Here is a 13,307-nt window from a genome sequence, read left to right as displayed (position 1 = left end):
GTACCGCCCCTCACAAGGACGTGAACCGCCATGCGCAAGCCCGTCAGACTCGCGGCCTCCGCCGCCGCCGGCCTGCTCACCCTGTCCTCCCTCACCGCCTGCGCCAACGACGCGGCCGGCACCGCCGGCTCCGGCAGCGGCGGCGGCAAGGGCGAGCACGTCAAGATCATGGTCGGCGGCCTGGACAAGGTCATCTACATGCCCGCGATGCTCACCCAGCGCCTCGGCTACTTCTCCGCCGAGGGCCTCGACGTCGACCTGCTGAGCGAACCCGCCGGCGTCCAGGCCGAGACCGCCCTCGTCTCCGGGCAGGTCCAGGGCGCCGTCGGCTTCTACGACCACACCCTCGACCTCCAGGTCAAGGGCAAGCACATCGAGTCCGTGGTGCAGTTCTCCCAGGCGCCCGGCGAGGTGGAGGTCGTCTCCGAGAAGGCGGCGGACGAGATCACCTCGCCCAAGGACTTCAAGGGCAGGAAGCTCGGCGTCACCGGCCTCGGCTCCTCGACCGACTTCCTGACCAAGTACCTCGCGGTCAAGAACGGCGTGAACGTCAGCGACTTCACCCCGGTCGCCGTCGGCGCCGGACCGACCTTCATCTCCGCGCTCCAGAAGGGCTCCATCGACGGCGGCATGACGACCGACCCGACCGTCGCGACCATCCTGGAGAAGAAGGCCGGCCGGATCCTCCTCGACATGCGCACACCCGAGGGATCGCAGGCGGCGCTCGGCGGCCCGTACCCGTCGTCGAGCCTGTACATGAGCACGGACTGGGTCGACGGCCACAAGGACACCGTCCAGAAGCTGGCCAACGCGTTCGTCAGGACGCTCAAGTGGATGTCCACCCACAGCGCGACCGAGATCGCCGCCAAGATGCCCGCCGACTACTCCCAGGGCGACAAGGCGCTCTACGCCGAGGCGATCAAGAGCACACTGCCGATGTTCACCAAGGACGGCGTCATGCCGACGGACGGGCCCGAGACCGTCGAGAAGGTCCTCAAGGCGTTCAACCCCAACATCAAGAACGCGAAGGTCGACCTCAGCAAGACCTACACCACCGAGTTCGTCGAGAAGGCCACCGGCTGACATCCGTACACACGGGGGGCACGGTCTCTTCCCCCCGCCCCTCGAACCGTGCCCTCAGACGCGGGCCGCCCACACGTAACGGTGCTCCGGGCGGCCCGCGTCGCCGTATCTGAGGGTCAGCCTGGCCCGTCCCGCGCGCTCCAGCAGCTTCAGATAGCGCTGCGCCGTCTGCCGGCTCACCCCGGTGCGGTCGGCCGTCTCCTGGGCCGACAGGGGCCCTTCGGCCCGCATCAGCACCTCGCGGACGCGTTCGGCGGTGCCCGGCGAGTGCCCCTGGGGCAGTCCCGGCTCCGCGGACGCGGACAGCGCCCCGAAGAACCGGTCCACCGCGGCCTGCCCGGCCTCACCGCCGCCGTCCAGCGCGCGGCGCAGCTCCGCGTACGCCTCCAGCTTGACCCGCAGGCCCGCGAAACCGAACGGCTTGACGAGGTACTGCAGCGCCCCGTGGCGCATCGCCGCCCGCACGGTCGCCACGTCCCGGGCCGCCGTCACCATGATCACGTCCGCCTCGTGGCCGAGGCGGCGCATCTCCCGGACGACCGCGAGGCCCGTCTCGTCGGGCAGGTGGTGGTCCAGCAGGACCAGGTCGGGGCACGGCCGCGCCGCCAACCGCCGCAGCGCCTCGGCCGCGCTGTGCGCCTGCCCGGTGACCCGGAACCCCGGCACCTTGGCGACGTAGGCCGCGTTGATCCGTGCGACGCGGGTGTCGTCGTCCACGACCAGGACCTCGATCACCGCGCCTCCTCGCCGGCCGGCTCCCCGGCGGCCACGCCGGCGGGCCCCGCCTCGCCGGGTCCGACCTGTGCGGCCCGCAGGCCCGGCTCGGCCAGCGCCTCGGGCAGGACCACGGTGAACTCCGCGCCGCCGCCGTGCGCCTCGCCCACCCGTACGCCGCCGCCCTGCCGCTCCGCGAGCCTGCGGACCAGGGAGAGGCCCAGACCGCGCTTGCCGTGGGCCGGGGGCTGCTTGGTGGACCAGCCCTCAGTGAAGATCACGTCGCGCCGGTCGGCCGGTATCCCCGGACCGGTGTCGCGGACCCTGAGGACGACGGTCCGTCCCTCGGCGCGCAGTTCGACCTCCACGCGCGCGTGCGGCGTCGCCGCGACGGCGTCCAGCGCGTTGTCCACCAGGTTGCCGACGACCGTCACCAGGCCCCGCGGGTCGACCAGCCGGTCCGGCAGCCAGGTGCGGTCCGACACCCACAGCGCGACCCCGCGCTCGGCCGCGACGGTCGCCTTGCCGACCAGCAGGGCGGCCAGCAGCGGATCCCGGATCTTCTCGGTGACCTGCTCCGAGGTGGCCCGGTGGTCGCCGACCACCTCGCCGACGAACTCGACGGCGTCTTCGTACATCTCCAGCTCCAGCAGCCCGAGCAGGGTGTGCATGCGGTTGGCGTGCTCGTGGTCCTGCGCGCGCAGCGCGTCGATGAGACCGTGCGTGGAGTCCAGCTCCCGGCCCAGCTGCTCCAGTTCGGTGCGGTCGCGCAGGGTGGCGACGGCGCCGCCGTCGCCGGTGGGCATGCGGTTGGCGACCAGGACCCGCCGGCCGCGCACGGTGAGCAGGTCGGTGCCCGTCACCCGGCCGGCCAGCACATCGGTCGTACGGCCCTCGCCGAGCGCCTCGTCCGGGGTGCGGCCGACGGCCTCGTCGCCGATGCCGAGCAGCCGCCGGGCCTCGTCGTTGAGCAGCCGCACACGGCCGGCGCGGTCGAGGGCCACGACGCCCTCCCGGATGCCGTGCAGCATCGCCTCGCGCTCGGCGAGAAGGCCGGCGATGTCGGAGAAGGCCAGGTCCCTGGTCTGCCGCTGGACCCGCCGGGAGATCAGCCAGGCGGCCAGCGCGCCCACCGCCAGTGCCCCGCCCGCGTAGGCCAGCAGGCCCGGGATGGCGTCGACCAGCCGGGCCCGCACGCTGTCGTAGGCGATGCCGACCGAGACCGCACCGATGACGTGCTGGTCACCGGGGTCGCGCAGCGGCACCTTGCCGCGGGCGGAACGGCCCAGGGTGCCGGTGTCGATCTGCATGACCTCGTTGCCGTCCAGCGCCGGGCTGGGGTCCGTCGAGACGCGGTTGCCGATCTGCCGCGGATCGGTGTGGGACCAGCGCGTGCCGTGCATGTCCATCACCACGATGTACTCGGCGTGCGTGGCCAGCCGGATGCGCTCCGCCTCCTTCTGCACGGGCCCGTCCACACTCGGGGCGGTACCGCGCAGGTCCCGCGCGATCTGCGGGTTCTGGGCGGTGGTCTCGGCGATGGCGAGCGCGCGGCGCATCGCCTGGTCGTCCAGCTGGTGGCTGAGCGGGGCCAGGAACAGCCCGGTCGCGAGGACCGCGACTCCCGAGGCGACCACCAGCTGCATCAGCAGCACCTGCGAGAACACCCGCCGGGGCAGGCCGAGACGCCGACGGCGTGCGGGGGGAGTGGGGCTCATGGCGACGACGGTACGTGGACGGACGCGACCGCCCCAGAGGGTGTGGCGTGGATCTCCCGCCCGGTGCCGCGCCGACGGCGCGCCGCGCTCCTGGACGGCCTCACCGCCGCGCCTCAGCCGGCGCTGTGGGCCGGTGTCCGTTCGCGGACGGCGACCACGTCCATCCGGACCGGGCCGCCCAGCACCGAGGCGCCGCAGCTCTCCGGGCGGGGCGGCTCCGCGGCGCCCTGCGCCACGACGACGTGCCACTGGCGCCCGTCCGCGTGCGCGACGGTCACCCGCCGGCGGGGCGCGCCGTCGCCGTGCAGGGCGTCGGTGCGCGTGACCGTCAGCGCCTCGGCGCGGTACTCGCCGACCGCCTCGCGCACGGCCAGCTCGGCGGCCTGTCCGGGCCGCTCCCAGGCGGTACGGCCCCGGCAGCCGTCGAGGACGACACGGCCCTCCCGGACGCCGTGCAGGGCCTCCTTGACGGCGTGCGCCTCGGCCCGGCCGTACGCGTACCCGTACGGCAGCAGGAGCAGGGTCGGCGAGAAGCGGTGGCCGCCGAGGTGGGTGACCTCCCAGGTGCCGTGCACCCCGGAGGCGGCCAGCTCCGCCGCGAGCGGCCGTCCGAGCAGGGCGCAGCACCGGTCCCGCCTGCCGTTGGTGCAGACGAGGGCGAGCGGGTCGCCGGTGTGCGGCCGGCCTCCGAGCGCCGCGTCGAACGTATGGCGATCCCCCCGGCCCAGCGCGCGGAGGTCGAGGTCCAGCAGGCGCCTTGGGTCGGTGGTCGTGGCGCTGTGCAGCCATGCGGCGCCCGGGACCGTGTGGGCCGCGTACACCTGCCGCACGGACGGCGTGCGGCGGTCGGCGTGCCGGCCGGGCCGACGGATGAGGGCGACCCGGACGCCGGTGCCCTGTGCCGCCCGCTCCAGGGCGCGGCCCAGAGCCGGGTCGAGGTGGCTGGAAGTGAGCGCCTTGGCGCCCCACGGCCCGGGCTGCTCCAGGAGCAGCCACGTCGTCGCCGTGGGCGCGGTGGCGGACACCGGCTCGTCCAGCTGCCGGGAGACGGTCGCGCACGTACTCACACAGGTAAGGCTAACCTGCTTCGGCGCACGATGAGTTCCGGACCGCGCCCGGAGTCACGGCGAGGCGCACCGCCCGCGCGCGTCTCGTCGCTCGCCTGGTCGGAAAGCCGGGAGAACATCCCCCGGCGCTGTCGGACGGCCCTCCGCGGGGCGGGGGGCCGGCTCCGCCCCGGGGGCGTCCGGCTCGGTGCGGTGGCTCGTATCCTGGGGCGGCAGTCAGTCCTCGTACGTGCGCCGCGGCCGCCGGGCCGGTGCACGCGTCGGTGTGAGAGTCGAGAGAGGTGGCACGGTGAACCAGCCGAGCCCGGACGCGGGCACGGGGCCCGCCGTGGCGCAGATCCCGGTCGTCGTACTGGCCGGATTCCTCGGTTCCGGAAAGACCACGCTGCTCAACCACCTCCTCCACCACAGCGGCGGCAGCCGTATCGGCGCGATCGTCAACGACTTCGGCGCGATCGAGATCGACGCCATGGCGGTCGCCGGGGCGCTCGGCGACTCCACCGTCTCCCTCGGCAACGGCTGCCTGTGCTGCGCGGTCGACGCCGGCGAACTCGACGTCTACCTCGACCGGCTCACCGCGCCCGCGGCCGGCATCGATGTGATCGTCATCGAGGCGAGCGGACTCGCCGAGCCCCAGGAACTCGTCCGTATGGTGCTCGCCAGCGAGAACCAGAGGGTCGTCTACGGCGGGCTCGTCGAGGTCGTCGACGCCGCCGAGTTCGACGCCACGCGCGCGAGGCACCCCGAGATCGACCGGCACCTCGCGCTCGCCGACCTCGTCGTCGTCAACAAGGCCGACCGGGCCGACGGGGGCGAGCGGGTCCTCGGGCTCGTACGCTCCCTCGTGGACGGGGCCGCCGTCGTCCCTGCCTCCTACGGCCGCCTCGACCCCGAGTTCCTCTTCGACCGCCGGCCGAGCGAGGAACGTGTGGGACAGCTGTCCTTCGACGACCTGCACGTCCACCAGGAGGACGGCGCCGACGACGACCACGGCGGGCATCTGCACGCCGGCTACGACAGCCTCTCCTTCAGCTGCGACACGCCGCTCGACCCCCGCCGGCTGATGCGGTTCCTCGACAGCCGGCCCGAGGGCCTCTACCGCATCAAGGGGTACGTCGACTTCGGGCCGCACGACCCCCGCAACCGTTACGCCGTGCACGCCGTGGGCCGGTTCCTGCGCTTCCACCCCGAACCGTGGCCGTCCGGCGCGCCCCGCCGCACCCAGCTGGTGCTCATCGGCGCCGGCATCGACGCACCGGCCCTGGACAAGGAACTCCAGGAGTGCGAGGCGGACACCCCGCACGCCGACGAGCACGCCATGTGGGGCGTCCTGCGCTACGTACGGCAGCCGGAGGAACCGGACGGCCCGCGGGCCCGGGACTCCTCGGACTTCTCCGCTCCCGAGGAACCGGGCTGGGACGCACCAGGCCCGGAGGACCTCGAAGAACCGGGCTGGGACGCAACCGGCCCGGAGGACGTCGAAGAACCGGGCTGGGGCGCACCAGGCCCGCAAGAGGACCCGGAGGAAGAGCACCCCCGGCATTGAAGAAGCCAGCCCCGGGCGCCCCGGCTTCCCGCGGGCGCCCGAGGCCTGAAGCCTTCGGTCCGGATCAGGCCGGGCCCGCCACCGCCGCCACCGTCTTGGCCAGCGACACGCCCGAGCCGTCGCGGCGGGGGTCGATCTCCGGGAGTTCGGCCGGGGTGCCGTTCTTCTGCGCGGCCCGTGCCGGGACGGGGCCCGCCCAGGCGAACGACAGGCAGTCCTCGCCCTTCAGGAAACGCTGGCAGCGCACGCCGCCGGTCGCCCGGCCCTTGCGCGGGTACTGGTCGAACGGAGTGACCTTCGCCGTCGTCTGCACGGAGTCGTCGAGTGTGCCGCGCGAGCCCGCGACCGTGAAGACCACCGCGTCCGCGGCCGGGTCCACCGCCGTGAACGAGATGACCTTGGCGCCCTCGGCGAGCTTGATGCCCGCCACACCGCCGGCCGGACGGCCCTGCGGCCGGACCTGGGAGGCCTGGTAGCGCAGCAGTTGGGCGTCGTCCGTGACGAAGACCAGGTCCTCCTCGCCGGTGCGCAGCTCCACCGCGCCGACGATCCGGTCGCCCTCCTTGAGGGTGATGACCTCCAACTCGTCCTTGTTGGCGGGATAGTCGGGCACCACCCGCTTGACGACACCCTGTTCGGTGCCGAGCGCCAGGCCCGGCGCGGACTCGTCCAGGGTGGTCAGGCAGACCACCGTCTCGTCGTCCTCCAGGGAGACGAACTCCGCGATCGGCGCACCGCCGGAGAGGTTCGGCGCGGACGCCGTCTCCGGCAGCTGGGGCAGGTCGACGACGTTCACCCTGAGCAGGCGGCCGCCCGACGTCACCACGCCCACCTCACCGCGGGCGGTGGCCGGGACCGAGGAGACGATCACGTCGTGCTTGACCCGCTTGCCGTCCGTGTCCCGGGGGAGCGCGCCGCCGTTCGCGGTGCGGGCCAGCAGGCCCGTCGAGGACAGCAGGACCCGGCACGGGTCGTCCGCCACCTGCAGCGGTACCGCCGCGACCGCGACGGCGCCCGCCTCCAGGAGAACCGTGCGCCGGGGGGTGCCGAACTTCTTGGCGACCGCCGCCAGTTCCGCCGAGACCAGCTTGCGCAGCTCCGCGTCCGACTCCAGGATCCGGGTCAGCTCCTCGATCTCCGCGTTGAGCCGCTCCTTCTCCGCCTCCAGCTCGATCCGGTCGTACTTCGTCAGCCGGCGCAGCGGGGTGTCGAGGATGTACTGCGTCTGGACCTCGCTCAGCGAGAAGCGCTCCATCAGGCGCTGCTTGGCCTGCGCGGAGTTCTCGCTGGAGCGGATCAGCCGGATGACCTCGTCGATGTCCACCAGCGCCGTGAGCAGGCCCTCGACCAGGTGCAGCCGGTCGCGGCGCTTGCCGCGCCGGTACTCGCTGCGCCGCCTGACGACCTCGAAGCGGTGGTCGAGGTAGACCTCCAGCAGCTCCTTCAGGCCCAGTGTGAGGGGCTGGCCGTCGACCAGGGCGACGTTGTTGATGCCGAAGGACTCCTCCATCGGCGTCAGCTTGTAGAGCTGCTCCAGGACCGCCTCGGGCACGAAGCCGTTCTTGATCTCGATGACCAGGCGCAGCCCGTGCTCGCGGTCGGTGAGGTCCTTGACGTCGGCGATGCCCTGGATCTTCTTCGAACCGACCAGGTCCTTGATCTTCGCGATGACCTTCTCCGGGCCGACCGCGAAGGGCAGCTCGGTGACGACCAGACCCTTGCGGCGGGCCGTCACGGTCTCCACCGTGACCGTGGCTCGGATCTTGAACGTGCCGCGGCCGCTCTCGTAGGCGTCCCGGATGCCGGTGAGGCCCACGATCCGGCCGCCCGTGGGCAGGTCGGGACCCGGGACGTGCTTCATCAGCGCGTCCAGGTCGGCGTTCGGGTAGCGGATCAGGTGCCGGGCGGCCGCGATGACCTCGCCGAGGTTGTGCGGCGGCATGTTGGTGGCCATGCCGACGGCGATGCCCGACGCGCCGTTGACCAGCAGGTTCGGGAAGGCGGCGGGCAGCGCCACCGGCTCCTGCTCCTGGCCGTCGTAGTTGGGCGCGAAGTCGACCGTGTCCTCTTCGATCGACTCGGTCATCAGGCTCGTCGCCTCGGCCATGCGGCACTCGGTGTACCGCATCGCGGCGGGCGGGTCGTCGTTGCCCAGCGAGCCGAAGTTGCCGTGGCCGTCGACCAGGGGGACGCGCATCGAGAAGGACTGCGCCAGCCGCACCAGCGCGTCGTAGATCGACGCGTCGCCGTGCGGGTGGAGCTTGCCCATGACCTCGCCGACGACACGGGCGCACTTCACGTAGCCCCGCTCGGGGCGCAGCCCCATCTCGTTCATCTGGTAGACGATGCGGCGGTGCACCGGCTTGAGGCCGTCCCGGGCGTCCGGCAGGGCGCGGGAGTAGATGACCGAGTACGCGTACTCGAGGAAGGAGCCCTGCATCTCGTCGACGACGTCGATGTCGAGGATCTTCTCCTCGTACGGCTCGTCGGGCGGCGGGGTCTTCGTGCTGCGGCGGGCCATCGCTGCCGGCTCCTTGCTGAAGCGTGGGACGGGATCTGACGCCGACCATTGTGGACCGCCCGACTGACAACGCGGACCGGGCCCCGCCCCTCGGCTCCCGGGCCCGTCGCCTCCGGACCCGCCCGACGCCTCCGCCGCGGACCCTTCCGAACCCTTCGGCGGGCCCGCGCGGGACGGCGCGACCGGACCGCCACCCGGCACACCGACCAGGTCGTACGGCCCCCGCCGGGCCGCCGTGACCGGTCTCGGCGGCCCGGCGGGCGGCGTCCCCGGACCGGCCGGCGCCCGGGTGCTCGCGGCGGTACGCCCGTTTCCCCGGACCGGCCGGGAGCGGACGGCGCGTCCGGGCGGCGCCCCGACGCCCGAGGCCGCCCGCGCCCGCCCGCTCGCCACCGCGGGCTCCGCACGCCTCCCGCGCCCCCTGGCACGCCCCGTAGCGCGACCAGGAGCGCGGAGGCCTGCTTCCGCCCTCGCGCGCCTCACATGCGCCGGTGCCGCCGTCCCTCTTTCGCTTCTTTCGTTCTCGCTCTCGGCGTACGACGTCCGGGAACTTCGCCAGGCGCGCGCACGCTTGCATACAGTGGCAGGACCGGCAGGAAAAGGGCGGTTTCCAGACCGCCATCGCGATCGAAGGGACGTACATGCCCATGGGTCACACGGCCACAGCCGAGGCAGGCTCCGGCGGCCTGACAGCGACCGAGCACCGCCTGGCCAACGGCCTGCGCGTGGTGCTCTCCGAGGACCACCTGACCCCGGTCGCGGCGGTGTGCCTCTGGTACGACGTCGGCTCCCGCCACGAGGTCAAGGGGCGCACCGGACTGGCCCACCTCTTCGAGCACCTGATGTTCCAGGGCTCCGCCCAGGTCAAGGGCAACGGCCACTTCGAGCTGGTGCAGGGCGCCGGCGGCTCGCTCAACGGCACCACCAGCTTCGAGCGCACCAACTACTTCGAGACCATGCCCGCCCACCAGCTGGAGCTCGCCCTCTGGCTGGAGGCCGACCGCATGGGGTCCCTGCTCACGGCCCTGGACGACGAGTCGATGGAGAACCAGCGGGACGTCGTCAAGAACGAGCGCCGCCAGCGCTACGACAACGTCCCCTACGGGACGGCCTTCGAGAAGCTGACCGCCCTCGCCTACCCCGAGGGCCACCCGTACCACCACACGCCCATCGGCTCGATGGCCGACCTGGACGCGGCCACCCTGGAGGACGCGCGCGCGTTCTTCCGGACGTACTACGCGCCCAACAACGCCGTCCTCTCGGTCGTCGGCGACATCGACCCGCAGCAGACGCTCGCCTGGATCGAGAAGTACTTCGGCTCCATCCCGTCCCACGACGGCAAGCCCGAGCCGCGCGACGGCTCCCTGCCCGACGTTCTCGGCGAGCAGCTGCGCGAGGTCGTCGAGGAGGAGGTCCCGGCCCGCGCCCTGATGGCCGCCTACCGGCTGCCCCAGGACGGCACGCGCGCCGGCGACGCGGCCGACCTCGCGCTGACCGTCCTGGGCGGCGGCGAGTCCTCGCGGCTCTACAACCGCCTGGTGCGCCGCGACCGCACCGCCGTCGCGGCCGGGTTCGGCCTGCTGCGGCTGGCGGGCGCGCCCTCCCTGGGCTGGCTGGACGTGAAGGCCTCCGGCGACGTCGAGGTGCCCGTCATCGAGGCCGCCATCGACGAGGAGCTCGCCCGGTTCGCCGAGGAGGGCCCGACCGCCGAGGAGATGGAGCGCGCGCAGGCCCAGCTGGAGCGCGAGTGGCTGGACCGGCTCGGCACGGTCGCCGGCCGCGCCGACGAACTGTGCCGCTTCGCCGTCCTGTTCGGCGACCCGCAGCTCGCCCTGACCGCCGTCAAGCGCGTCCTGGAGGTGACGCCCGAGGAGGTCCAGGAGGTCGCCAAGGCCCGCCTGCGCCCCGACAACCGCGCGGTGCTCGTCTACGAGCCGACGCCCGCCGCGGCGGCCGACGCCCAGGACGCGGACGCCGCGGCCACCGACGACACCGAGGAGACGGCGAAGTGACCGACCTGGCCACCATGGACTTCCACCCCCAGCCGCAGGCGGGCGAGGCCAAGCCGTGGGCGTTCCCCGCGCCCGAGCGCGGCGCGCTCGACAACGGCCTCACCGTGCTGCGCTGCCACCGCCCAGGCCAGCAGGTCGTCGCCGTCGAGGTGCTGCTGGACGCGCCCCTGGACGCCGAGCCGGACGGCCTGGACGGCGTCGCCACGATCATGGCGCGGGCCTTCTCCGAGGGCACCGACAAGCATTCCGCCGAGGAGTTCGCCGCCGAGCTGGAGCGCGCGGGCGCCACCCTCGACGCGCACGCCGACCATCCCGGCGTCCGGCTGAGCCTGGAGGTCCCGGCCTCCCGCCTGGCCAAGGGGCTCGGTCTGCTCGCCGACGCCCTCAGGGCTCCCGCGTTCGCCGACTCCGAGGTCGAGCGGCTGGTGGGCAACCGGCTCGACGAGATCCCCCACGAGCTGGCCAATCCCTCCCGCCGCGCCGCCAAGGAGCTCTCCAAGGAGCTGTTCCCGGCCACCGCGCGCGCCTCGCGCCCGCGCCAGGGCACCGAGGAGACCGTCCGCTCCATCGACGCGGCGGCCGTGCGCGCCTTCTACGACCGGCATGTGCGGCCCGCCACGGCCACCGCCGTGGTCGTCGGCGATCTCACCGGCATCGACCTCGACGAGCTGCTGGGCGAGACCCTGGGCGCCTGGACCGGCTCGTCGGCCGAGCCGCGGCCCGTGCCGCCCGTCACCGCCGACGACAGCGGCCGCGTGGTCATCGTGGACCGCCCCGGCGCCGTCCAGACCCAGCTGCTCATCGGCCGCATCGGCCCGGACCGGCACGACCGGGTGTGGCCCGCGCAGGTGCTCGGCACCTACTGCCTGGGCGGCACCCTCACCTCCCGCCTGGACCGCGTCCTGCGCGAGGAGAAGGGTTACACCTACGGTGTGCGGGCGTTCGGCCAGGTGCTGCGCTCGGCCCCCGACGGGTCGGGCGCCGCGATGCTCGCGATCAGCGGCTCGGTCGACACGCCGAACACCGGCCCGGCCCTGGAGGACCTCTTCACGGTGCTGCGCAAGCTCGCCGCCGGCGGCCTCACCGACGCCGAGCGGGACGTCGCCGTGCAGAACCTCGTCGGCGTGGCGCCGCTCAAGTACGAGACGGCGGCGGCCGTGGCGAGCACCCTGGCCGACCAGGTCGAGCAGCACCTGCCCGACGACTACCAGGCGACGCTCTATCAGCAGCTCGCGGCGACCGGCACGGTGGAGGCCACCGCGGCCGTCGTCAACGCCTTCCCGGTGGACCGTCTGGTGACCGTGCTCGTCGGCGACGCGGCGCAGATCAAGGAGCCGGTCGAGGCCCTGGGCATCGGTCAGGTCACCGTGGTCGCCGCGGAGTAGCGGCATCCGCCGCACATCCGGGCGGCAGCGGCGCGCACGCGCGTGGGGCCCTGGTGACCGAAGCGTCACCAGGGCCCCGGCATGTCCGAATTGCGGGAGAGGCTGCCCGTCTGCCCTGTGGCCTGCGCTACAAAAACCTGGATCCGTTTGGGAATTGAAAGCAGCCCCGTCTAGCGTCGGTCCGGCTGTTCGTCGGGCAGTGCGCCGCACCCGCGGCACCGGACAGTCATCGCCGAGTCCCCGTACGGCGCGAGCCAGGGGAGCCGGGGACCCAGTCAGTCCCTGGGGTGAATCGGACGCCCGCGCGCACCGCGAGGGGGCCCGTAGGAGACCTTCCTGCTCCGAACCCGTCAGCTAACCCGGTAGGCGAGAGGGAAGGAAAGGACCCACGTCTGCATGGCGTTCACCCGCGCCACCGGGAAGCACCGCCGGCCCAGCCGCGTGCACCGCACCACCGTCCGCGCCGCGGGCGTGGCGGCCCTCACCACCACCGGCGTCATCAGCACTCTCGCCGCCGCCCCGGCGCTCGCCGCCGAGACCCCCTCTCCCGAGGACACCGGTCTCACCCCGGTCATCACCCTCGGTGACGCCGTCGCCGCGAAGATCGACGCCCAGGCCGCCGCCCAGCACCACGCGGCGCAGCAGAAGCAGGCCGAGGAGGCCGCCCGCAAGCGGGCCGCGGAACGGGCGAAGAAAGAACGCGAGGCCAAGGAGCGCGCCGCCCGCGAGGCCGAGCGCAAGCGCCTCAACACCTTCGTGCCGCCGATCTCCGGCTCCTACGTCTCCACCGGCTACAAGACCGGCGGCTCCCTGTGGTCCTCCGGCTCCCACACCGGCATCGACTTCCACGCCATGAGCGGCACCACCGTGCACGCGGTCGGCGTCGGAACCGTCGTGGAGACCGGCTGGGGCGGGGCGTACGGCAACCAGATCGTGATCCGGATGGCCGACGGCACGTACACGCAGTACGGCCACCTGTCGTCCATCGGCGTCTCGGTGGGCCAGCAGGTCGTCGCCGGGCAGCAGATCGCCCTGTCCGGCGCGACGGGCAACGTCACCGGGCCGCACCTCCACTTCGAGGCGCGCACCAGCCCGGACTACGGCTCCGACATCGACCCGGTGGCCTACCTCCGCGGGCACGGCGTGAACGTCTGACGGGCACGTCCCGAGGCCGTCGAACGTCTGACGGGCACGTCCCGAGGCCGTCGAAAGCCCACGGAACACGGAACACCAGAACCCCGCAGAGCCCCGGCCCCGAGCC

Annotated in this window: 9 protein-coding genes and 1 riboswitch; of the genes, 5 read left to right on the top strand and 4 right to left on the bottom strand. The window is 73.4% G+C overall.

Going from position 1 to position 13,307, the window contains the following annotated elements; translation table 11 throughout:
- The first annotated feature begins 30 nt into the window (after positions 1-30).
- Positions 31-1,083: an ABC transporter substrate-binding protein gene (locus tag ACH5A8_RS09110; RefSeq protein ID WP_398999576.1), complete on the top strand. Its 1,053-nt coding sequence runs from the start codon at positions 31-33 to the stop codon at positions 1,081-1,083.
- 54 nt (positions 1,084-1,137) lie between these two features.
- Here the strand turns inward: ACH5A8_RS09110 and ACH5A8_RS09105 are convergent, their stop codons facing one another.
- The 3 genes from ACH5A8_RS09105 to ACH5A8_RS09095 all read right to left on the bottom strand — a co-directional run bounded on the left by ACH5A8_RS09105 (position 1,138) and on the right by ACH5A8_RS09095 (position 4,582).
- Complete coding sequence (locus ACH5A8_RS09105; RefSeq protein WP_398999573.1) at positions 1,138-1,818, bottom strand: response regulator; 681 nt, start codon at positions 1,816-1,818, stop codon at positions 1,138-1,140.
- Positions 1,815-3,515, bottom strand: coding sequence for an ATP-binding protein (locus tag ACH5A8_RS09100; protein ID WP_398999571.1), 1,701 nt, complete (start codon positions 3,513-3,515; stop codon positions 1,815-1,817). The genes ACH5A8_RS09105 and ACH5A8_RS09100 overlap by 4 nt, the downstream gene beginning before the upstream one ends.
- Positions 3,516-3,628: 113 nt before the next feature.
- Positions 3,629-4,582 carry a sucrase ferredoxin gene (locus ACH5A8_RS09095; protein ID WP_398999569.1) on the bottom strand — a complete coding sequence of 318 codons (954 nt, stop codon included), beginning with the start codon at positions 4,580-4,582 and terminating at the stop codon, positions 3,629-3,631.
- A gap of 289 nt (positions 4,583-4,871) precedes the next feature.
- On the opposite strand from ACH5A8_RS09095, the gene ACH5A8_RS09090 reads away from it, so the two are divergent.
- Complete coding sequence (locus ACH5A8_RS09090) at positions 4,872-6,128, top strand: GTP-binding protein (protein WP_398999567.1); 1,257 nt, start codon at positions 4,872-4,874, stop codon at positions 6,126-6,128.
- Between the two features lie 64 nt (positions 6,129-6,192).
- Here the strand turns inward: ACH5A8_RS09090 and ACH5A8_RS09085 are convergent, their stop codons facing one another.
- Positions 6,193-8,649, bottom strand: a complete 2,457-nt coding sequence (locus tag ACH5A8_RS09085; RefSeq protein ID WP_398999565.1) for a DNA topoisomerase (ATP-hydrolyzing) subunit A — start codon at positions 8,647-8,649, stop codon at positions 6,193-6,195.
- A 641-nt stretch (positions 8,650-9,290) separates the two neighbouring features.
- On the opposite strand from ACH5A8_RS09085, the gene ACH5A8_RS09080 reads away from it, so the two are divergent.
- The 3 genes from ACH5A8_RS09080 (at position 9,291) to ACH5A8_RS09070 (ending at position 13,201) form a co-directional block, all read left to right on the top strand.
- Complete coding sequence (locus ACH5A8_RS09080) at positions 9,291-10,661, top strand: M16 family metallopeptidase (protein ID WP_398999563.1); 1,371 nt, start codon at positions 9,291-9,293, stop codon at positions 10,659-10,661.
- A complete protein-coding gene (locus ACH5A8_RS09075) occupies positions 10,658-12,046 on the top strand; it encodes a M16 family metallopeptidase (RefSeq protein WP_398999561.1) in 1,389 nt (462 codons plus the stop codon). Before ACH5A8_RS09080 ends, ACH5A8_RS09075 begins: the two co-directional genes overlap by 4 nt.
- 220 nt (positions 12,047-12,266) lie before the next feature.
- Positions 12,267-12,430, top strand: a riboswitch (cyclic di-AMP (ydaO/yuaA leader).
- Between the two features lie 12 nt (positions 12,431-12,442).
- Positions 12,443-13,201 carry a M23 family metallopeptidase gene (locus ACH5A8_RS09070; protein WP_398999559.1) on the top strand — a complete coding sequence of 253 codons (759 nt, stop codon included), beginning with the start codon at positions 12,443-12,445 and terminating at the stop codon, positions 13,199-13,201.
- Positions 13,202-13,307 lie beyond the last annotated feature (106 nt).

The organism is Streptomyces sp. NPDC018610, from assembly GCF_044391765.1.
In the GTDB taxonomy this organism is placed as follows: domain Bacteria; phylum Actinomycetota; class Actinomycetes; order Streptomycetales; family Streptomycetaceae; genus Streptomyces.
Note: the sequence above shows the minus strand (reverse complement) of the source record. Positions and strands in the feature narration are given on the sequence as shown.

Excerpts from the sequence above, each read along its gene's own strand:
- ACH5A8_RS09110 (WP_398999576.1), top strand. The coding sequence starts at position 31 with ATGCGCAAGCCCGTCAGACTCGCGGCCTCCGCCGCCGCCGGCCTGCTC.
- ACH5A8_RS09100 (WP_398999571.1), bottom strand. The coding sequence starts at position 3,515 with ATGAGCCCCACTCCCCCCGCACGCCGTCGGCGTCTCGGCCTGCCCCGG.
- ACH5A8_RS09085 (WP_398999565.1), bottom strand. The coding sequence starts at position 8,649 with ATGGCCCGCCGCAGCACGAAGACCCCGCCGCCCGACGAGCCGTACGAG.
- ACH5A8_RS09080 (WP_398999563.1), top strand. The coding sequence starts at position 9,291 with ATGCCCATGGGTCACACGGCCACAGCCGAGGCAGGCTCCGGCGGCCTG.
- ACH5A8_RS09070 (WP_398999559.1), top strand. The coding sequence starts at position 12,443 with ATGGCGTTCACCCGCGCCACCGGGAAGCACCGCCGGCCCAGCCGCGTG.